Source organism: Acinetobacter sp. SA01 (assembly GCF_011319235.1).
In the GTDB taxonomy this organism is placed as follows: domain Bacteria; phylum Pseudomonadota; class Gammaproteobacteria; order Pseudomonadales; family Moraxellaceae; genus Acinetobacter.
In genome coordinates, this window is sequence record NZ_WXXM01000023.1 from 1 (window position 1) to 19732 (window position 19732).

17 protein-coding genes, 3 pseudogenes and 1 riboswitch are annotated in these 19732 nt (G+C 41.0%); of the genes and pseudogenes, 15 read left to right on the top strand and 5 right to left on the bottom strand.

Translation table 11 applies throughout. The features are described 5' to 3' along the window. The 3 genes and pseudogenes from GTU69_RS15125 to GTU69_RS15135 form a co-directional block, all read left to right on the top strand. Positions 1-660 (top strand): YadA-like family protein (locus GTU69_RS15125; protein WP_171522039.1); only part of this gene is annotated, 660 nt, incomplete at its 5' end. Positions 661-1831: 1171 nt separating this feature from the next. Next, entirely contained in the window at positions 1832-3226 is a 1395-nt protein-coding gene (locus tag GTU69_RS15130) for a hypothetical protein (RefSeq protein ID WP_166171704.1), read from the top strand. A 595-nt stretch (positions 3227-3821) separates the two neighbouring features. Next, positions 3822-4625 (top strand): annotated as a pseudogene (locus GTU69_RS15135) (transposase); the annotation flags it as partial. Here the strand turns inward: GTU69_RS15135 and GTU69_RS15140 are convergent. Then, positions 4597-4734 carry a hypothetical protein gene (locus GTU69_RS15140; protein ID WP_166171702.1) on the bottom strand — a complete coding sequence of 46 codons (138 nt, stop codon included), beginning with the start codon at positions 4732-4734 and terminating at the stop codon, positions 4597-4599. The pseudogene GTU69_RS15135 and the gene GTU69_RS15140 overlap by 29 nt on opposite strands. A gap of 115 nt (positions 4735-4849) precedes the next feature. After that, positions 4850-5068, bottom strand: a complete 219-nt coding sequence (locus GTU69_RS15145; RefSeq protein ID WP_166171706.1) for a transposase — start codon at positions 5066-5068, stop codon at positions 4850-4852. A gap of 773 nt (positions 5069-5841) precedes the next feature. Here GTU69_RS15145 and GTU69_RS15150 point away from each other — a divergent pair. Beyond that, on the top strand, positions 5842-6369 hold the full coding sequence (locus GTU69_RS15150; protein WP_166171708.1) for an H-NS histone family protein: 528 nt from the start codon (positions 5842-5844) through the stop codon (positions 6367-6369). A gap of 485 nt (positions 6370-6854) precedes the next feature. Here the strand turns inward: GTU69_RS15150 and GTU69_RS15160 are convergent. Both GTU69_RS15160 and GTU69_RS15165 read right to left on the bottom strand, forming a co-directional pair. Further along, a pseudogene (locus GTU69_RS15160) lies at positions 6855-6992 on the bottom strand (type 1 glutamine amidotransferase domain-containing protein); the annotation flags it as partial. Between the two features lie 136 nt (positions 6993-7128). Further along, on the bottom strand, positions 7129-8013 hold the full coding sequence (locus GTU69_RS15165; RefSeq protein ID WP_166171710.1) for a LysR family transcriptional regulator: 885 nt from the start codon (positions 8011-8013) through the stop codon (positions 7129-7131). A 49-nt stretch (positions 8014-8062) separates the two neighbouring features. On the opposite strand from GTU69_RS15165, the gene GTU69_RS15170 reads away from it, so the two are divergent. From GTU69_RS15170 to GTU69_RS15205, 8 genes and pseudogenes are all read left to right on the top strand, one after another. After that, on the top strand, positions 8063-8248 hold the full coding sequence (locus tag GTU69_RS15170) for a hypothetical protein (RefSeq protein WP_166171712.1): 186 nt from the start codon (positions 8063-8065) through the stop codon (positions 8246-8248). Continuing rightward, a complete protein-coding gene (locus tag GTU69_RS15175) occupies positions 8187-9716 on the top strand; it encodes a CoA-acylating methylmalonate-semialdehyde dehydrogenase (protein WP_166171714.1) in 1530 nt (509 codons plus the stop codon). The genes GTU69_RS15170 and GTU69_RS15175 overlap by 62 nt, the downstream gene beginning before the upstream one ends. An 11-nt stretch (positions 9717-9727) precedes the next feature. After that, positions 9728-10618, top strand: a complete 891-nt coding sequence (gene mmsB, locus GTU69_RS15180; RefSeq protein ID WP_166171716.1) for a 3-hydroxyisobutyrate dehydrogenase — start codon at positions 9728-9730, stop codon at positions 10616-10618. Positions 10619-10703: 85 nt separating this feature from the next. Next, positions 10704-12353 carry an AMP-binding protein gene (locus GTU69_RS15185; protein WP_166171718.1) on the top strand — a complete coding sequence of 550 codons (1650 nt, stop codon included), beginning with the start codon at positions 10704-10706 and terminating at the stop codon, positions 12351-12353. A gap of 60 nt (positions 12354-12413) precedes the next feature. After that, complete coding sequence (locus GTU69_RS15190) at positions 12414-13541, top strand: acyl-CoA dehydrogenase family protein (protein WP_166171720.1); 1128 nt, start codon at positions 12414-12416, stop codon at positions 13539-13541. Between the two features lie 22 nt (positions 13542-13563). Then, positions 13564-14337, top strand: coding sequence for an enoyl-CoA hydratase (locus GTU69_RS15195; RefSeq protein WP_166171722.1), 774 nt, complete (start codon positions 13564-13566; stop codon positions 14335-14337). Between the two features lie 23 nt (positions 14338-14360). Continuing rightward, the gene (locus GTU69_RS15200) at positions 14361-15413 is read left to right on the top strand and encodes an enoyl-CoA hydratase/isomerase family protein (protein ID WP_166171724.1); all 1053 of its coding nucleotides are present in this window, start codon (positions 14361-14363) and stop codon (positions 15411-15413) included. Positions 15414-15486: 73 nt separating this feature from the next. After that, positions 15487-16034, top strand: a pseudogene (locus tag GTU69_RS15205) (MFS transporter); the annotation flags it as partial. A 58-nt stretch (positions 16035-16092) separates the two neighbouring features. On the opposite strand, the gene tnpA reads toward GTU69_RS15205, so the two are convergent. Continuing rightward, positions 16093-16491, bottom strand: a complete 399-nt coding sequence (gene tnpA, locus GTU69_RS15210) for an IS200/IS605 family transposase (RefSeq protein ID WP_166171726.1) — start codon at positions 16489-16491, stop codon at positions 16093-16095. A gap of 59 nt (positions 16492-16550) precedes the next feature. On the opposite strand from tnpA, the gene GTU69_RS15215 reads away from it, so the two are divergent. From GTU69_RS15215 to GTU69_RS15225, 3 genes are all read left to right on the top strand, one after another. After that, a complete protein-coding gene (locus GTU69_RS15215; protein ID WP_166171756.1) occupies positions 16551-17858 on the top strand; it encodes an RNA-guided endonuclease TnpB family protein in 1308 nt (435 codons plus the stop codon). Between the two features lie 315 nt (positions 17859-18173). Then, a riboswitch (guanidine-I (ykkC/yxkD leader) is annotated at positions 18174-18292 on the top strand. Positions 18293-18322: 30 nt separating this feature from the next. Further along, complete coding sequence (locus GTU69_RS15220; protein ID WP_166171728.1) at positions 18323-19054, top strand: urea amidolyase associated protein UAAP1; 732 nt, start codon at positions 18323-18325, stop codon at positions 19052-19054. A gap of 14 nt (positions 19055-19068) precedes the next feature. Next, a complete protein-coding gene (locus GTU69_RS15225; RefSeq protein ID WP_166171730.1) occupies positions 19069-19731 on the top strand; it encodes an urea amidolyase associated protein UAAP2 in 663 nt (220 codons plus the stop codon). Position 19732 lies beyond the last annotated feature (1 nt).

The window sequence follows — 19732 nt, forward strand, 5'->3', positions numbered from 1 at the left end:
GATCAAGTTATTGCGACTAAAGCTGATACAACTTATGTAAATGCTCAAAATGCACTTCAAAATCAAGTTATTGCGACTAAAGCTGATACAATTTATGTAAATGCTCAAAATGCACTTCAAGATCAAGTTATTGCGACTAAGGCTAATACAACTTATGTAAATGCTCAAAATGCACTTCAAGATCAAGTTATCGCGACTAAAGCTGATACAACTTATGTAAATGCTCAAAATGCACTTCAAGATCAAGTTATTGCTACTAAGGCTAATACAACTTATGTAAATGATTTGTATACATCACAAAATCAAACTATTGCTTCTAAAGCAGATAAAGCATACGTTGATCAACGTGATAATCAAGTACTGGCTAGTGCTAATGGCTATACAAACTCTCGAGTTAACGATTTAGAGAAAACCTTCTCACAAGAAAGTAGAGAGTTAAGAGCAGGAATTGCTGGAGCAATGGCATTATCTGGATTACCACAAGCTACCATCGGTAGTCGTGGTATGCTCAGTATGGCTGGTTCAACTTATAATGGACAATCAGCATTTGCATTAGGTGCTAGTGCCGCATTTGAAAATGGGGCGATTTTTAAAATGGGTGTAACAAGTGATAGTCAATCTAACTTTGGTGGGACTGTTGGTGTCGGTTACCAATTTTAAAAATAAATTGTAATTTATGAAACCAGTATAAGCTTTATGCTTATACCGGTTTTTAAAATTAATTAAAAAGAAAATAATATAATTTTATAAATACATAATAGCTATAAAATGCCCAATTTATCATAGCACCTATCAATACCACGATACTGCTTGAGCTTAGCAAAAAGTTTCGATTAAATGTCGTGCTTTATAAGGATATTAGACATAATTACCTTGATCATTAACGTTCCTTTTTTTGGCATGATGACTTGGCTATTGATTTTATCGATTGGATCAATCGCCTGATCTTTAGAGTTGTACACTTTATCCATGAACTAAGTCTGGTTTAATGATCTATCTAACATTACATATTTACTGTCAGGCACTCTGCCACCCAACTATTTTAGCGTAACAGCTAAAGTGAGTGAGTATGACTCTAAAATTATCAAAGCGTTTTGGTAAGTCTTGCTAATAGATACCTGAATAATGCCCATACAATATTGCTTCAACAAATAATCGGTTATCTTTGATGCTAACTCCAATACTATCTGCCAGTCCAAGTAACAGATCTTAGTAACTTTGATAATTTATTTAAAAAATCTTAAATAATGCATAATAAAGTTTGATATATGTCACAAAATTTACAAAAAGAATGATTTTAGTATTATAATAGATCTGTTTGAAATGATTAAAGTTGAGTAAAAAAAGCCGAACAAAAATTTTGATAGTAGAAATTACCATATATTGTGCAGACATAATTTTATGGTTTGAAAAATAATGTTTTGTCTATATGTATCTAAGAATTCATATAGATAATAATTAATGTATGAAAATTGTTTAATACACATTGATATAATGGTGCCTAAGTGATTGAAAAGATATTAAAAATCAATAAAGATAAGATTCTTATTTTATCTAATCTAATTCGATTAAATATATCTAAAATTTCAGAGTTATCGAAATCAATTTTGTTTAAAAAAATATTTTATTGCATCAATAATTTAAAACAGAAAAATTTTAATTTTCTAAAAATAAAAATTTTTATCAAAAAAAATATCAATCAAAACTACTATTTTTTTATAAAAAATAATAAAATTAGCCGTGTTAATTTACAAATTATCTTTTATAAGAAAATCTATTTATCTAGATTCTTCACCTATCTTAACAAAATTGAATTTGTAGTGAGTGAATAATGATTCTTGATTTCTGTAATGAGCTTGGTATAAACAATTTTATTGATTTTGTTAGTCCTAATCAAATCATAATTTTTGGTCTATGGAAATTTGGGAAAGATGAAAATGATAATATCTATATTCAAGAACTAAATGAATTTGGAACTTGGGTAGAAACTGAATTTACTGATTGTAAAGTAAAATTATTCCTAGATGATGGTTTTATAAGTATGCCAGATATGAATCCAGTTTATATTTCTGATATGATAAATATAGAATATAAGTTACGTGGTTGGACAGCTAACTTTCGTGATGCAGTAATTGCAAAGATAAAAAAACTATATTATGCAAAGAAAAGATTTCATATACATGAAAAACAAGAAAAGTTAATAGAATATTTTATCAAACAGATCTGTAATAGATTAAATTATGAGGATTATATTTTTAAAGTGTATAATCTTCATTACTTTTTTGAAACTAACTTCAATTTTAATAAAATAAGAAAATTATTGGTTTATATTGATGAGCAAATATATATACATACTTTTTTGAATTTTTCTAATAAAAATTACGCTATTGAAAACTTTACAAAATATTTACCTACACATCTTTCTTTTCTTCGATTGATTGATGGTAGAGACTTTATAATGAGTATTAACAAGTTAACTTTTGAATCTAAAGAACAATTTGTAAATCACATATTTTCTTTTATTAATAGAAATCAAAAATACTCAATTAATGATATTAATTTTTTTTTAAATTTAGATTATAAAAGCTTAGATGTTCTAATTAAAGATCATAGAAACTTCATCTCGTGGATTAAATTTTTATCTGATAATAAAAATAATCATTTTATTTTTAATATTCATCTATTATATAAATTTTTCATTAAAATTGGAATTAAAAATTGTAGGTTAAATAGAAATTTAGTCAAAGAAATTTTTACATTTTTTTATAAAAAACAACTGCTTGGAAATAAATATGATCTTTTATATTCAATTAAAGAAAATGTAATTGAAAATTGTACTGATTGGAATAAATCATGTGCAATTGAGCTTAATATTTTTATGAAAAAAATTGAAAATGATATTGAAGAAATTAGAAGAAGAACGATAATTAGTTTTTTCTTGGAATTGAATAATAGGAACCAATTATTTTTTTCAAAATCAGATGTTATATGTGATAAGACTAAAGAAATTTGGGATAACTGTATAATATTTTGTGGTATAGATAGAAAAGATAGTCAATGTATACAATTTACTATTTTTCAACATGAAGAACGTTATCTTCTTTTGGGAGGTAGTGTTGGTGAATCAGTATGTTTATATATGGATTTACTAAAAGGGAGCAGTGATAATTGTTGTTGTATCTATCTATACGGTGAAAGATATTTTAACATGGCTATGCGTATTTAATTTATAAATCTTAGGGTGTATTGATATCTCATAATAGTAGGCAAATAAATATAGGATAAAGCAACTGAATTTTCATAGTTTTTCTTTAAATTGCTTAAGTCTTGTAAATGTACTTTCAATAAGTATCTGATTTTATATAAAAGCCACTCCATGTAATCATTATTCGAAAGGTGGCCTTTTGGGGAGTATTCTCTTGAGTCATTACTCTTTTAATGATTCTAAATTATATCTTTTATTTGCGAAACATACCTCAGTATATTTTAGATCTATGCAACCCATACAAGTGCTATTTTAAAATCGTAAATTTTACCATCCTGGATAAGAAATTGAATCTGATTTCTATTTGAATCTATGGCTAAATTATTTTTAGAATAATTATTGTTTACCTTCATAAAATTACCAATTTGAAAGCTAAGAATTTTTAGATAAAGTGAGAAATATCAGATATTCCTTATCACATTGATACAATTTATATTAAAAAAAAATATCGGTGTCGCCAGATTTTAGAAAATATAGTTATTTATTGGTAATCCCACTAAAAAGAATAGAATCTAAAAGTAGAATTTTCTCTTAAAGTATAGGCAGGAAATTCTGCATGAAAACATCTAAATTTACTGACAGTCAGATCATGTCCATTTTGAAACAGGCGAAGTCTGGCACACCTGTAACCGCCCTTTGTCGTGAACACGGTATGAGTAATGCGACCTTTTATAAATGGTGTGCCAAATATGGCGGTATGGATACGTCATTAATCGCTAGACTCAGAGAGTTAGAAGCAGAAAATGCCAGACTGAAAAAAATGTATGCTGAAGAGCGATTAAAGGCAGAGATCATTCAGGAAGCGATGGCAATGAGTAGCACTGCTACGCAAGGGTGAAACTATCCTGCCGACGTAAGATGGCACAGCAGGCAGTTGCCCACTATGCCATTATCATTCGTTTGGCTTGCACTGCATTTAGTATCAGTGAAACCTGCTACCGTTATCAGTCCAAGTTAAACGATGACAATGCATTAATTGCAGAACAGCTCATTGAACTCACTGAAGAAAATGCAGATTGGAGCTTTGGTCTGTGTTTCTCTTATCTACGTCATATTGAAAACCATGTTTGGAATCATAAGCGTATTTACCGTATTTACTGTGAGTTAGCACTGAATCTGCGCATTAAACCAAGAAGACGACTAAAAGGGCATGCACCAAAACCACTGAAAGAGCCAATCCGAGCAAATCAGGTCTGGTCACTGGATTTTATGCATGATCAGCTTTCTGATGGTCGAAAGTTCCGATTATTCAATGTGATTGATGATTACCGTCGAGAAGGTTTAGCGAGAGGTGGGTTTCTCATTGCCTACAATGCGAGTTATTAGAGCATTCAATCAGTTACTGGAATATCGAGATAAGAAGAACGGATGAGCTGTAATAACCGCTTATCTTCAATCGTTCTGCCTGATTCGGGTTCATGCAACCAGGCGTAGTAGCCAGCACGACCAATCTTAAGAACCCGACACATCTTTTTAATTTTAAATTGATGGCTGTGTATTCAAGGATAAACTGATAATTTACTCTGGCAGGCTTGCAAAGCTGCGTGAAAGCAGTGCTTTCACTTTAAGATGTTCCGTTCCTCTTCAGTCTGTAAGCTGACTTTTAAGGCGAAGGATTTCTTTCGTTGCCTCGAGCAGTTCATGTTCATCAGAATGGTTGCGTAAGGGTTGTAGATATTTTAGCCATTTTAAATGCTGTGCTACACTTAAATGTTCCTCCACATCAGTGACAGAATATCCAAGTTCGGTAATCAATTTAACAGCTTCATCTTTAAATTCAGGGGGATATCGTTGTCCACTCATAATGTTATCTTTTATGCAAAAAGAATAGATGATATTTATTTAGGAGAGTGGTGGCACTCTTTTGCATAGTAGATAAACTTAATCCTACTCAAATGCTAGATAATTTAGATCTTACACCCAAGTTACGATTTAAATTTGAGAAGCCTAGGGTAGCTCTAATTGTTCAATATTTTTGCAATAGAGTTCTTATATGAGAGGAAAGTATTTTAATATAAAACATATATTTAAAATATATGTTAAATTATCTAATATAATTATGAATAAAATAAAAAAATGGTTTCAAAAATTACCTATATTAATATTTAAAAACTATTATTTTTTGTAAAAATGTTGCTCGCAATTGTTGTGTAAAACTTATCATTCAATCAACATAAATTTTGTTTTATAAACATTCTTTATTTTAGCCAAAAATATTTCTATTAATAGTTTTTATTAAAATTTTAAAAATAAGTATGTTACGTTCATACACTATTAATAAAGTATAAAACCAACCTAATTACTAGAGATTTATAAGTTTTTTAGGAATGATCATAAATTGTATAGAATACTTACTCTATTAGTTATTATTCTTACCATAGATAAACCTCAATTTTATAAAGTAACTTATTTTTTAAATTATTATTACGTAAATCAGCATTTCTTTGATATTTTTATGGTAAATTAATTAGTGTAAAAAAACCATGTTTTAGATTTTTCCTCGAAGACATTTAGCGGAATTGAAACTAAGACAATTTGTAAGGATTTAATTTAGAATAGATGAATAGGTTAAAAGTATGAAAGCTGAGGCAAAAAATTTAAGTAAAAACTCGGAGCGCTTCTTAGAAATAGACTTTAATTCGCTAACTTCTGAACAAGTACAACAGTTGCTCCTTCAAGCAAACAAGATTATTGAAACTCGTAGAGAAAACGAACGAGAAAATGCAAAAATGCAAATCTTGAAACTCGTTAATGACTTTCAAATACCGTTTGATGAGTTAAGTAATTTACTGCAATCTTCAGATGCTATTTATACGACACATGGTCGTCTTAAGAAAATTTATGTTGATCATAATAACAAAAATAATAAACCATGGGTTGGACTGGGCCGGCGTCCAGAATGGATTCGTATTGCAATTGAAAATGGAGAAGATATCGAAAAATATGCTGTAGAAACTTCTGATGACTCGAAGCATACTTCAACTTGGTTTTTTAATCCCAATCGTCCAACTCAGCGCTGGAATGGTATTGGATGTAAACCAATTTGGTTTAAGGAGCTAGAAGATCAGAATATTGATATGGATAATTATCGTATCAGCTTGTAATTAAATTTTGCGTAAAAAACAACTTGATATTATGTAAGTTAAAATAGAATAATGACATGTTTTTTTTGTATAAATCTATAACTAGAGTCAGCCCTATAATTTTGTAATGAATAAACATAGACAATCCAATACTCGCTCATTACTAAATCCCTACTTCGGCTATCTTTATGTATCGTCACTAGGGTGTGATATGAATTAAGCCACATCATTGTTAGCAAGGTAAATTGCTCAGGTAGGAAGTTTTGAATCAATTTACCATAGCGTGTAGCAATACCATGACACGGCTTGAGCCTAGCAAAAATTTCTCTATTGGGTGTCTTGCTTTATAAAAATATTGGTAATCTCCGCTGAACTCTACTTTTCTAACTTATGGGTTTAAAAAGAGTTGTAGACAGTACAACACCAATGCTAAAAAAGTCCCGTTGAACCTTTACAGTTGAATTTAAAAATAAAATTATTCAACAATCCCCGCAACCAGAGACATCGGTGGCCAAGGTGACTTCTACACCGGCATCCACAAAGATGTTGTAGTAAGGAGCAGCGAGTTCTTCCAGCCAGAAGCCGGTTTTCTTACCAGTCTTACCAAGCGTGTCATGTGAAGTCAAAACCATCAGAATGTTCATATTATTTTCCTGTCTTTCTTTAACGTTTATATGCATCATCGCAAGTTAATTTAACAATTCGCTGGTATGTAGATTGTTGTGATCGGTTCATTTGCTGTATCAAGATGTTTTTATTGAAATTGATTCAAGCTGTGATTTATCTGCCCATTAGCAGTCCTTGCTGAACATCGGCCTGTTTACGCAAAAAATCCCACACTAACTTAATTCTGGGCTCATGTTGTAAATCGACCAGGGTCAGCATCCAGAAAGTATGGGTAAAGCTCAGCTGATCGCCCAGAACTTCTTCCAGTTCGCTTTTATCATGCACCAGAAATCTCGGCAAAATGGCCAGTCCGGCACCCGCCCGGACTGCAATTTCTTGTGCCAGAATGCTGTTACTGCGAAAACAGGCACTGACCTGCAAAGGTAAACGTTCCAGCGAATACAGTGCAGCGCTATAAACCAGATCATCAATATAATCGACAAAACGGTGCTGTTTCAGATCATCCAGTGTTTGAATGGGCGGATTGTGTTGTAAATAGTGTTTACTGCCATACAGCTTTAGACAGTAATTGGACAGCCGGGTAATGATATAGGGTCCAGATTTGGGCCGGTCGATGGAAATGACGATATCCGCTTCCCGATGCGAGAGCTTGATGGTTTTCGGCACCGGAATCAGGTCAATGGTCAGCAACGGATAATGCTGGGAAAACTCCGCCAACAGACCGGCCAGAAATGCCGTGCCGAATCCTTCCGGCGCACCGATACGCACCCGACCTTGCAAGGGGTCATGCCGCGTGTCAATCTGGATAAAGGACTGCTCCATCAGTTCCACACGCGGGACCAGCGCCAGACCTTCCGAAGTCAGCTCATAACCGCTGGCTTCGCGCTTAAACAGTTGCGTACCGAGGGTATTCTCCAGTGCCTGAATCCGGCGTGCCACGGTACTGTGTTCAACCCCGATCAGGCGGGCTGCGTTGGTGAGCGTTTTAGCACGTGCCAAAACCAAAAAAAAGCGTAAATGATCCCAATCTACTTTCATCTTCTATTTAACATCCTGTTAAATTCCTGTGCATATTTGCACAACCATCGTGCATCAATTTCTATTGGTGGTCAAAGTGTTCTTTGTTAGTCTGCTGAAACAGCGTAAAAAATACGTTAAAAAAGCCAGTAAAGGCAGAGACAACGACAATAACAAACCAGCACGGAGCGACCATGAACGCTATTCATCATCCACAGCAAAGTACCGGATTCACCACGGCCAAATTATTGATTAATGGTGAATTTGTCGAATCCAAAACCAACCATTGGCAAGATATTGTCAATCCTGCGACTCAGGAAGTTTTGGGTCAGGTACCATTCGCAACCCCTGAAGAAGTCAATGCTGCGATTGCGGCGGCGCAAAATGCCTTGGCCAGCTGGCGTCAAACCCCGATTCAGGCCCGTATGCGGATTATGCTGAAACTACAGGACTTGATCCGCAGTAACTTGAAAAGTATTGCACAAGTTCTGACCGCTGAACAGGGCAAAACCCTGGCCGATGCCGAGGGCGATATCCAGCGTGGCCTGGAAGTAGTGGAGCATGCCTGTTCTATCGGTACGCTGCAAATGGGAGAGTATGTGGAAGGCGTGGCACGCGGTGTCGATACCTATACCTTGCAGCAGCCGCTGGGTGTCTGTGCCGGCATTACCCCGTTTAACTTCCCGGCAATGATCCCACTTTGGATGTTCCCGATGGCCATTGTTTGCGGTAATACCTTTGTATTAAAGCCTTCGGAACAGGATCCCCTATCGACCATGATGCTGGTTGAACTGGCGATTCAGGCTGGTGTACCGGCTGGTGTACTGAATGTCGTACATGGCGGTAAGGAAGTAGTTGATCAGCTGTGTACCCATCGCGATATCAAGGCGATTTCTTTTGTCGGTTCGACTGCAGTCGGTACGCATGTCTATAACCTCGCAGGCCAACACGGAAAGCGTGTGCAGTCGATGATGGGTGCGAAAAACCATGTGGTGGTGATGCCGGATGCTAACAAGGAACAGACCTTGAATGCCTTGGTCGGTGCAGCTTTTGGTGCAGCGGGACAGCGTTGTATGGCACTTTCGGTGGCGGTGATGGTCGGTGAGACCAAGCACTGGGTCGATGAACTGGTCAATAAAACCAAAACCTTAAAGGTGAATGCCGGGCATGAACCGAATACCGATGTTGGACCAGTGATTTCAACCCGTGCCAAAGCGCGTGTCATCGATTTGATTAACAGTGGTGTTGAACAGGGTGCTGAACTGCTGCTGGATGGATGTGATGTGCAGGTTCCGGGCTATGAGCAGGGCAATTTTGTCGGTCCCACGATTTTTAACCAGGTGACGACCGAGATGCGCATTTATAAGGAAGAAGTGTTTGGCCCGGTACTTGCGATCATGCATGTCGATACTTTGGAACAGGCGATTGCACTGATTAATGCCAATCCGTTTGGTAATGGCGTTGGTCTGTTTACCCAAAATGGTAATACGGCACGCACCTTCCAGAACCAGATTGATATCGGTCAGGTCGGTATTAATATTCCAATTCCGGTGCCTGTGCCGTTCTTCAGCTTTACCGGATCACGCGGTTCCAAGCTTGGCGATTTGGGTCCTTATGGCAAACAGGTAGTGCAGTTTTATACCCAGACCAAAACCATTACCAGCCGCTGGTTTGAAGACAACCAGGAAACCACTGGTGTGAATACCACCATCAGTCTGCGTTAAGGAGCATCAGCATGAAGATTGCATTTATCGGTTTAGGCAATATGGGCGGCTCGATGGCACAGAACCTGCTCAAGTCGGGACATCAGGTGTTGGGTTATGACTTAAGCGAAACAGCGCTACAGCATTTTGCGCAAGCCGGTGGCATCATCTGTGACAGCCCGCAAGCTGCCGTCAAGCAGGCAGAGGTCGTGGTCAGCATGTTGCCCGCCGCCAAGCATGTCCGTGACGTTTATCTGGGTGAAAATGGCATTCTGGATGTGCTTCAGGCGGGTAGCCTGTGTATTGACAGCAGCACCATTGACCCGCAAACCATTCAGGAGATTGCCGCAGCAGCGCAGGCCAAACAGGTTCGCGTCTGTGATGCACCGGTATCCGGCGGCACTTTGGGCGCTAAAGACGGTACTTTGACCTTTATGGTCGGTGCCGATGATGCCACCTTTGAAGCCGTTAAGCCGGTCCTCAGCTGTATGGGTAAAAATCTGGTGCATTGCGGTGCTGTGGGTACAGGACAGGTGGCGAAAATCTGTAATAACCTGATTCTGGGCATTTCTATGACCGCTGTTGCTGAAGGAATGGCGCTCGGGGCCAAACTAGGCATTGATCCGCAGGCACTGGCTGGGGTAATCAACAGTTCCACCGGACGTTGCTGGAGTTCTGAGATTTATAATCCCTGGCCGGATATCTGTGCCAATGCGCCATCATCACGGGGTTATACCGACGGTTTTGCCGCACAACTGATGCTGAAAGATCTGGGCCTGGCGGTCGATGCGGCACAACAGGCCGAGCAGCCGGTGGTTCTGGGCAGCATGGTACAAAAACTCTACCAACAGCTGTGTCAGGACGGTCATGCCCATCTGGATTTTTCCAGCATCATGCATCAATACACTACAACACCTGCTTAAAAACTTAATGATTCAATGGAGCAAGGACTCGCTTCATCAACAATACCTTGTCAGTAATAACGATAAATTCAGGCTGAGGTTTAAAATGTTAAATTATCAAAAAACGGTTGAAAATTTCGATTTAGATGCGGTGGCAAAGCAGTATTTGTCCGGTTCGATGCAGGCGGTAAACGCCTGTTATGAATGTTGTGACCGGCATGCCGATTCCGATGCGATTGCCTTGTACTGGTATGGTAAAGATGGCCGCAAAGAAAAATACAGCTTTCGTGAACTGAAGAAATATTCCAGTCAGTTTGCTAACTTTTTAAAGTCACAGGGCATTGGTAAAGGTGACCGCGTTTCCGGCTTGTTGCCGCGCACCCCGGAGCTGATCATTACCATTCTGGCGACCTGGCGCATTGGTGCAGTTTATCAACCTTTATTTACTGCCTTTGGCCCTAAAGCCATTGAGCATCGTATTCAGCTGGCGCAAAGCAAGCTGGTGGTCACAGACCTGGCCAATCGGGAGAAATTATCCGAGATTAGCCACTGCCCCCCGATTGTGACGGTACAGGCTGAACTGCAGGCCGAAGTCTATCCGCAGGATCTCAGCTTCTGGAGGGTGCTGAACCGGCAAGCGGAAAACTGTGAACTGGAAATGCTGGGTATCGATGAGCCATTTTTACTGATGTTTACCTCGGGTACGACTGGACCAGCCAAACCGTTAAAGGTTCCGCTGAAAGCGCTGATTGCTTTTGCTGGCTATATGCACAATGCCATCGGTCTCACCGAGGATGATGCCTTCTGGAATATTGCCGATCCGGGCTGGGCCTATGGTTTGTACTATGCCATTACTGGGCCTTTATTGCTTGGACACGCGACCCTGTTTTATGAAGGCGGTTTTAATGCTGAAAGTGTCTGCGACATTGTCAAGGAATATGGCATCACCAATCTGGCTGGTGCACCGACCGCTTACCGTATGATGATGGCAGCGGACCCTGCCCAGATGGCCCAGCTGCGCGGCAAGTTGCGCATAGTCAGTAGTGCCGGAGAACCGTTAAATCCGGAAGTGATCCGCTGGTTTAAAGAGGTGCTGGATGTGCCGATTTATGACCATTATGGCCAGACCGAAGTCGGGATGGTGGTGTGTAACCATCATGCGCTGGAGCATCCGGTACGTTCAGGTTCGGCAGGCTTTGCCAGCCCGGGTTACCGGATTGCCGTCGTCGATGAACAGGGCCATGAATTGGCAGCTGACGTTCCGGGCATTCTGGCGGTGGATATCAGCCAGTCGCCGATGATGTGGTTCTCGGGCTATGAAGAAAGCCGCAAATCGCCTTTTGTCGGCCATTATTATTTAACCGGAGATACTGCAGAAATTCATGCCGATGGCAGTATGAGCTTTGTCGGACGCAGTGATGATGTCATTACCACCTCAGGCTATCGCGTCGGTCCGTTTGATGTGGAAAGTGCCTTGCTGGAGCATGACGCGGTGATCGAAGCGGCGGTGATTGGTGTACCTGACCCAGAGCGGACCGAAATCATTAAAGCCTTCGTGATTCTTGCCAGCCATTCTCCTGCAACTGCCGAGCTGCAACAGGAACTGGGTCAGTTTGTGAAAAAGCGTTTATCTGCCCATGCCTATCCGCGCCTGATCGAGTTTGTCACTGAACTGCCGAAAACCCCAAGTGGCAAGATTCAACGTTTCTTATTACGTAATCAGGAAATTAACAAGCAACAAGCGAAGACTGCATAAACCAGGCAAATTCAGCAGATTGAATAAAAGATCGAATTAAAGAGATTGAAGGAAGAAGCAATGCAATTTACGGAAGAACAACAACTGATTCAGGACATGGCCAAGAGCTTTGCCCAGGAACAGATTAAACCACATGCCGGCGAGTGGGATCAAAAAAGCATCTTTCCCAAGGACGCATTGTCTCAAATGGGCGAGTTAGGTTTTCTTGGGATGCTGATTCCCGAGGAATGGGGCGGTTCCGGCACAGGCACACTGGCTTATGTGTTGGCGCTGGAAGAAATTGCCGCAGCCGATGGTGCTACCTCTGCGATTATGAGCGTGCACAACTCGGTCGGTTGTGTACCGATTCTCAAGTTCGGGACAGAGCAGCAAAAGCAGCAATTTTTAAAACCTTTAGCCCAAGGCGAAATGATTGGTGCCTTTGCCTTGACCGAACCACATACTGGTTCGGATGCTGCTGCCATTAAAACCCGTGCGGTCAAAGACGGCGAGCACTACATCATCAATGGCGCCAAACAGTTTATTACCTCCGGGAACAACGCCGGGATGATTATTGTCTTTGCCGTGACCGATCCATCTGCGGGAAAAAAAGGCATGAGTGCCTTTTTAGTGCCACGCGACACCCCAGGCTATGAAGTGATCCGGGTGGAAGAGAAACTGGGCCTGCACGCTTCGGATACCTGTCAGATTGCCTTAACCGATGTGTGCATTCATGAAAGTTTAAGACTCGGTGCAGAAGGTGAAGGCCTGAAAATCGCCCTCGCCAATCTGGAAGGTGGACGGATTGGCATTGCCGCACAAGCCGTCGGACTGGCGCGTGCCGCTTTAGAAGAAGCCAGCAAATATGCACATGACCGCGTGGCCTTTGGCAAACCGATTTTTGAGCAGCAGGCAATTGCATTCAGGCTGGCCAGCATGGCCACCGAAATTGAAGCGGCACGTCAACTGGTGCATTTTGCGGCCCGTAAAAAGGAAGCCGGCGAAAGTTGTTTGACTGAAGCCTCCATGGCCAAATTATTTGCTTCGGAAATGGCGGAACGTGTCTGCTCCAAAGCCTTACAGATTTTTGGCGGTTACGGTTATCTGAAAGATTTTCCGATTGAACGCATCTATCGCGATGCGCGGATTTGTCAGATCTATGAAGGCACCAGCGATATTCAGCGTCTGGTGATTGCACGCAGTTTATAAGGAATGAAAAAGGATTTTTATCATGCAATGGCAAACGATTTTACTCGAACAACGTAACGGCGTCGGACTGATTACCCTAAACCGCCCGCAAGCTTTAAATGCACTGAATAACCAGCTGATTGTTGAAGTCAATCAGGCCTTGGATCAGCTAGAAAAAGACCCGGCCATCGGCTGTATCGTGATTACCGGTTCGGAAAAAGCCTTTGCTGCCGGTGCCGATATTAAGGAAATGGCCGATTTAACTTTTCCGCAAATTTATCTGGACGATTTTTTCAGTCTGGCCGACCGGATTGCGCAGCGTCGTAAGCCATTGATTGCCGCGGTCAGTGGCTATGCCTTGGGTGGTGGTTGTGAGCTGGCTTTAATGTGCGACTTTATTTATTGTGCCGACAATGCAAAATTTGGTCTGCCTGAAGTCACCTTAGGTGTGTTGCCTGGCATTGGCGGCACCCAGCGTTTAACACTGGCCATTGGCAAGGCCAAAGCCATGGAAATGTGCCTGACTGCACGGCAAATGGGAGCGCAGGAAGCTGAGCAAAGCGGTCTGGTGGCCCGGGTATTTGCCAAGGAAGAACTGCTGCAACACACCCTGCAAGCGGCGGAAAAAATTGCCGAGAAATCCTTGCCGGCAGTCATGATGATTAAAGAATCGATTAACCGGGCCTTTGAAGTCAGTCTGGCCGAAGGTCTGCGTTTTGAACGCCGGGTTTTCCATTCCATTTTTGCCAGTGCTGACCAAAAAGAAGGCATGCAGGCCTTTGTAGAAAAACGCCCAGCCCAATTTACCCATCAATAAAAATCACAATAGGAACAAAAATAATGAGTGATGATAACAACTTAGACATTCGGGGTGCAGGAGGTTTGGGCATCATTAGCTTGGACCGTAGCAGCCATTTAAATGCCTTGACCCTGCCGATGATTCAGGGTATTCAGGCACAACTCGATCAGTGGCGTCATGATCCTCAGGTACAAGCCGTGCTGATCAATTCCAACAGTCCGAAAGCGTTCTGTGCCGGAGGCGATATCCGCTATCTGTATGACAGCTATCAGGCCGGAAATACCCGATATCAGGATTTTTTCGCTACTGAATATGCCATGCTGAGCACATTGCGTCATTTCCCCAAACCCGTCATCGCGATGATGGATGGCTATGTCCTGGGTGGTGGCTTTGGACTGGCGCAGGCGTGTCATATTAAGGTCACTAGTGAAAAATCACGTTTTGCTATGCCAGAAACCGCGATTGGATTTTTCCCGGATGTCGGTGCCACCCATTTTCTGTCCCGACTGGATGAAGTTGGTGTCTATATGGCACTGACCGGTGAACAGATCAGCAGCAGTGATGCGCTGTATCTGGATCTGGTTGATTATCATGTCCCGGGTGAGCGTTTTGCTGAGTTAGAAACGGCATTGAGTGCTGAGCCTATTTTAAACCCGGTGGAAATCCGCAAAATCATCAGTGCGTTTATCACCCATCCGCAAGAAAGCGAATTACAAAAACGTATCGATCTGATTAACCAGCATTTTTCCTATCCCCATCTGGATGAAATTGAACACAGTCTGGCCTATGCCAGCGATGCCCTCAATCAGGACTGGGCGAAGAAAATGCTGTCCCTTTTGCAGCAACGTCCGTTGATGGCAAAACAAGTCAGTCTGAAATTACAGCAGACCGGTCAGAACCTGTCGCTGGAAAAATGTATGCAGCTGGAGCGAGACTTGCAGGATGTCTGGTTAGAGCAGGGCGATTTTATCGAGGGAGTACGCGCACTAATTATCGATAAAGACAAAAATCCGCAGTGGCAAACAGACAATACAGACTTTGAAAAAACGCTGGCCCGTCTGGACCAGGCAGCATATAGATTCGCTTTGTTATAAATAATCGGAGTTTATTTTAAATAACAAAGTGGGTCACGGATGACACGGCTCAAAAAATATAAGAGGGATAGATATGAAACCCGGACAAGAATTACATGCTCAAGCTAAAAAGCCTTCACACTGTTTGGCGGGTATATCCAGTATGGTGGGTACCACCATTGAATGGTACGATTTTTTTATTTACGGTACTGCGGCAGCATTAATTTTTAATAAACTCTTCTTTCCTAATCTAGATCCATTGATGGGGGTCATGGCTGCATTTACGACTTACGCCGTTGGCTTTATTGGTCGGCCTCTGGGAGGCATTGTATTTGGTCATTTTAGAGACAAAATTGGCCGTAAAGCCATGTTATTGACTACGCTGATTATGATGGGTATTCCCACCGTTCTCATCGGTTTATTGCCGACCTATGAAAGTATTGGTTATTGGGCGACCGTGTGTCTGGTTATCCTGCGCTTTATTCAGGGTATGGCCATGGGAGGAGAATGGGGCGGTGCCGTTTTAATGGCAGTTGAACATGCACCTGAAGGAGGCAAAGGATTTTGGGGCAGCTTACCTCAGGCCAGTGTGCGGGTGGTGGACTGATGCTCGCATCCATTGCTCTGGGATTGGTGTCTATCTCTAAGCGAAAGAGGACTCCACCCGACATAAGGGTGGAGGTGAATTTCGCATAAAATCTTACCCTTTCTGATGTTTAATATACTCTTTAATGATTTCTAGTGGTGCGCCTCCACAAGACCCCGCAAAGTACGAGCGTGACCATAGAACAGGCTTTGCATAGCTGCCTCTTAAATCTAAAAATTCATTCCTCATTCTTCTGCTAGTAACAGACTTCAAATTGTTCACCAATTTACTTAATTGTACTGTTGGCGGGTACTGAATAAGCATGTGGACATGATCTTCTTCACCGTTACATTCTTTGAGTTCTGCATCAAAATCCTGACATATCTCAGATACACACTGACTAAAATGTTTATGATGAAGATCGCTCAATATCTTCTTGCGGTACTTTGTAATAAACACCAGATGAACGTGTAGATTAAAGGCTGAATGGCGGTTTTTATATATCTCACTCATTGATAATATCTGAATTAACTGTTAGTATTGATAGTATATTATCAGATACACACTCATTAATGAAGATTAATAAAGCGTATAAATTTAGGCTTGAGCCTAATGCGGAACAAGAGGTTGTTTTAAACAATCTTGTTGGCTCTGCGCGTTTTGTTTGGAATCAGATTTTAGCTGTGTCATTTGAAATGCTTGCCAAGAATGAACGTATCACCAAGGATAACTTGGTTAGAAAAATACCCGATCTTAGAAAAAAACCTGAATGTGCTTTTTTGGAAAACAGCTCTAATGGGGTTTCACTTCAACAAAAAGTTCGTGATCTTGGTTCTGCATGGGGGAAGTTTTTTAACCCAAAAGAACAGGCCAAATTAAAGCAAAAACCATTTAAAGCCAAAAAACCAAAATTCTTCAAGTTGCCTGATGGTACTGAGCTTCAACTTAGACCACTCATGCCACGTTTTAAAAAGAAGTCTGATGGTTATGATTCAATTCGTTTGGTTCAGTTTGAAAAATACTGTCACATTGAGGGCAATCGGGTTAAGTTGCCTAGTGGTATTGGTTTTGTGAAGTTTAGAAAATCACAGGACATACTTGGCACAATCAAGAATGTGACCATCAGTAAAGTATCAGGTCGATGGTATATTTCATTTGGCACTGAAAAAGAACTCACCGAAATGCCAATCCATCCATCAAAAACAGCAATTGGGGTGGATTTGGGTATTAAAAAGTTGGTCACAACATCTGAGGGTGATGTATTTAAACCAATTCACAGTTTTAAAGCCAATCAGGTGAAAATAGTCAAATTACAACGCAAGTTAAGAAAGAAAACCAAGTTCAGCCAAAACTGGAAAAAGCTCAATTTAAAGATCAATAAACTACATCATCATATTGCCAATATTCGGCATGACTACTTGCATAAAGTCACGACAACGCTCAGCAAAAACCACGCAATGATCGCAGTTGAGGACTTAAAAGTAGCCAATATGTCGAAGTCAGCAAGTGGCACAATCGAGAAAAAAGGAAAGAATGTCAAAGCTAAGTCAGGCTTGAACAAATCAATCCTCGATCAAGGTTGGTCCATGCTTGTTGAAATGTTGGAGTACAAGCAACAATGGCGAGGTGGATTGCTAGTCAAAGTAAACCCTCGGTACACAAGCCAAACTTGCTGTCAGTGTGGTCATGTGGCGAAAGAAAATCGACAGACTCAAGCCAGGTTTGAGTGTGTCGAATGTGGTTATGTTGCGAATGCAGACATTAATGCTGCCCGCAACATATTGGCGGTGGGACACACCGTATTGTCTGTGGAGGGAGGATGCGGTAAAGGTCGCCCTGCGAAGCAGAAAGCAAGTGAAGTCCGTGAGGAAGTCACTTAAGAGCTTATGCTTTTAGAATCCCCCACTTGAGCAAGGCGAAAGTGGCGGGAGTATGTCAAGCCTCATTGTAGAGCATCTATTCATCATCTGCTCGAAGTCAAGACAGCAATCCCGAGTCATCGTCATCGTTTTGGGACCTTGAATATATTTAACTTTGCTAAGGTTATACAAGTTTTATCTCATTAATAGAACAACAGCTTTTATTGCCAAGTTCTCTGTCAACAACAATTCTAGAATCTAAAGACTGATGTCAGTATTACAAATATAAAAAATCGTAATACTAAACTGGCACGTCATTTGCATTTATCTATCCATCATAAAGTGATCTAGGGTTCCGGCAGTTATTTGTAAAAATACTGTGCCTGAGACCGAGAGTTCACGGCTTAGTTTTGATAAAAAACAGAGCTACACGGAGGGATAAAAGCCCGGGAGGTTGGAACAAAAACCTTAGAGAGGTCAAGCAAATGGGCGACTATCATAACAATCAGACTTTATGGACTGAAATCCTGCCAGGCGGGCATCACTGGTCCGGCCGCATTCAAAAAGGCACAGTTCTGCAATTCAAGGCACTGGGGGCCAATGCCAACGTTTCCCTGTTCTGTGTTAATGCTGAAGATAAGCTGGAACGCTACAACATGCCCGACAGTCTAAAAGGGCAGCATACCGCATTTTTAAGCACCGGCCATGTGCTGTATTCAGATCTCGGCCGGGTCATGGCATCGATTGTCAAAGATGAGCATGGCTGGAATGATGCTTTATGCGCGCCAAGCACCAAAGTACAAATTGAAAAACAGTTTGGAACCAAAACCTTTCAAGATGCACGCAATGACATGTACCGCAGTGGCCGTGACAGCTTGCTGTTAGAGATGAGCAAATTTGGCTTATCGACTCAAGATTTAAGCGCTACGGTCAATCTGTTTTCTAAAGTTGCGCCAAATGATGCCGGTGAGCTGTCTTATGTGGCATCGGACCATACCAATGAGATCATTGAACTGCGTTTTGAAATGGACTGTCTATTATTCCTGTCTGCAGCACCCCATGCCTTAGATAACAGCGCTGAGTATCAACCTGCCGATATTCAATTGTCATTGTTCAAAGCCAATACTTTAGCCGAGACCGATATTTGCCGTGATTCATGCCCGCAAAATCAGCGTGCTTTCCAAAACAATAATCGTTACTACGCACTCAGCGTTTAATTGGGGGAATCATCATGACTGCATTAGCTAATTTAGAAAATGGTTTAGAAAAATCAGTATTAAGTGAAGTCTGTCCTGCCGGTGAAGCGTGGATGGGTGAAGTCAAGAAAGGACAGTATTTCCGTATTGTTGACTTGGAGGGCAACCAGGCGGTGGATACTTTATTTATTTCAGCAAGAAATCCTGAAGAGCGTTACAGCGCAACCGATACGCTTGCGATCAATAAACAGATTTATTTAGAAAAAGGCACCACGCTTTATACTAATTTTGGCAATGCGATTGCAAAAATCCAGGATGATAACTGCGGCCGCCACGACACTTTAGGCGGTGCATGTTCATGTGAAAGTAACAGCGTGCGTTATGCGCATGACAAATATCCAATGCACAGTTGCCGTAACAATTTCATGATGGCGTTGTCTCAGCATCCGATTGCCAAAAAGCATGGCCTGAATCTGCGTCATATTGGTCCAAACATTAATTTCTTTATGAATGTGCCGGTGACCGCAGACGGTCATCTGAAATTTGATGATGGCATTTCTGCACCCGGTAAATTTGTCGAGATTCAAGCAGAAATGGATCTGATTGTACTGATCTCAAATTGCCCGCAACTGAATAATCCCTGCAATGCCTATAACCCAACCAAAATTCAACTGATCATCCGTGAAGGTGAGGAGTAAG

Excerpts from the sequence above, each read along its gene's own strand:
- GTU69_RS15130 (WP_166171704.1), top strand. The coding sequence starts at position 1,832 with ATGATTCTTGATTTCTGTAATGAGCTTGGTATAAACAATTTTATTGAT.
- GTU69_RS15140 (WP_166171702.1), bottom strand. The coding sequence starts at position 4,734 with ATGTGTCGGGTTCTTAAGATTGGTCGTGCTGGCTACTACGCCTGGTTG.
- GTU69_RS15145 (WP_166171706.1), bottom strand. The coding sequence starts at position 5,068 with ATGAGTGGACAACGATATCCCCCTGAATTTAAAGATGAAGCTGTTAAA.
- GTU69_RS15150 (WP_166171708.1), top strand. The coding sequence starts at position 5,842 with ATGAAAGCTGAGGCAAAAAATTTAAGTAAAAACTCGGAGCGCTTCTTA.
- GTU69_RS15165 (WP_166171710.1), bottom strand. The coding sequence starts at position 8,013 with ATGAAAGTAGATTGGGATCATTTACGCTTTTTTTTGGTTTTGGCACGT.
- GTU69_RS15175 (WP_166171714.1), top strand. The coding sequence starts at position 8,187 with ATGAACGCTATTCATCATCCACAGCAAAGTACCGGATTCACCACGGCC.
- mmsB (WP_166171716.1), top strand. The coding sequence starts at position 9,728 with ATGAAGATTGCATTTATCGGTTTAGGCAATATGGGCGGCTCGATGGCA.
- GTU69_RS15185 (WP_166171718.1), top strand. The coding sequence starts at position 10,704 with ATGTTAAATTATCAAAAAACGGTTGAAAATTTCGATTTAGATGCGGTG.
- GTU69_RS15190 (WP_166171720.1), top strand. The coding sequence starts at position 12,414 with ATGCAATTTACGGAAGAACAACAACTGATTCAGGACATGGCCAAGAGC.
- GTU69_RS15195 (WP_166171722.1), top strand. The coding sequence starts at position 13,564 with ATGCAATGGCAAACGATTTTACTCGAACAACGTAACGGCGTCGGACTG.
- GTU69_RS15200 (WP_166171724.1), top strand. The coding sequence starts at position 14,361 with ATGAGTGATGATAACAACTTAGACATTCGGGGTGCAGGAGGTTTGGGC.
- tnpA (WP_166171726.1), bottom strand. The coding sequence starts at position 16,491 with ATGAGTGAGATATATAAAAACCGCCATTCAGCCTTTAATCTACACGTT.
- GTU69_RS15215 (WP_166171756.1), top strand. The coding sequence starts at position 16,551 with ATGAAGATTAATAAAGCGTATAAATTTAGGCTTGAGCCTAATGCGGAA.
- GTU69_RS15220 (WP_166171728.1), top strand. The coding sequence starts at position 18,323 with ATGGGCGACTATCATAACAATCAGACTTTATGGACTGAAATCCTGCCA.
- GTU69_RS15225 (WP_166171730.1), top strand. The coding sequence starts at position 19,069 with ATGACTGCATTAGCTAATTTAGAAAATGGTTTAGAAAAATCAGTATTA.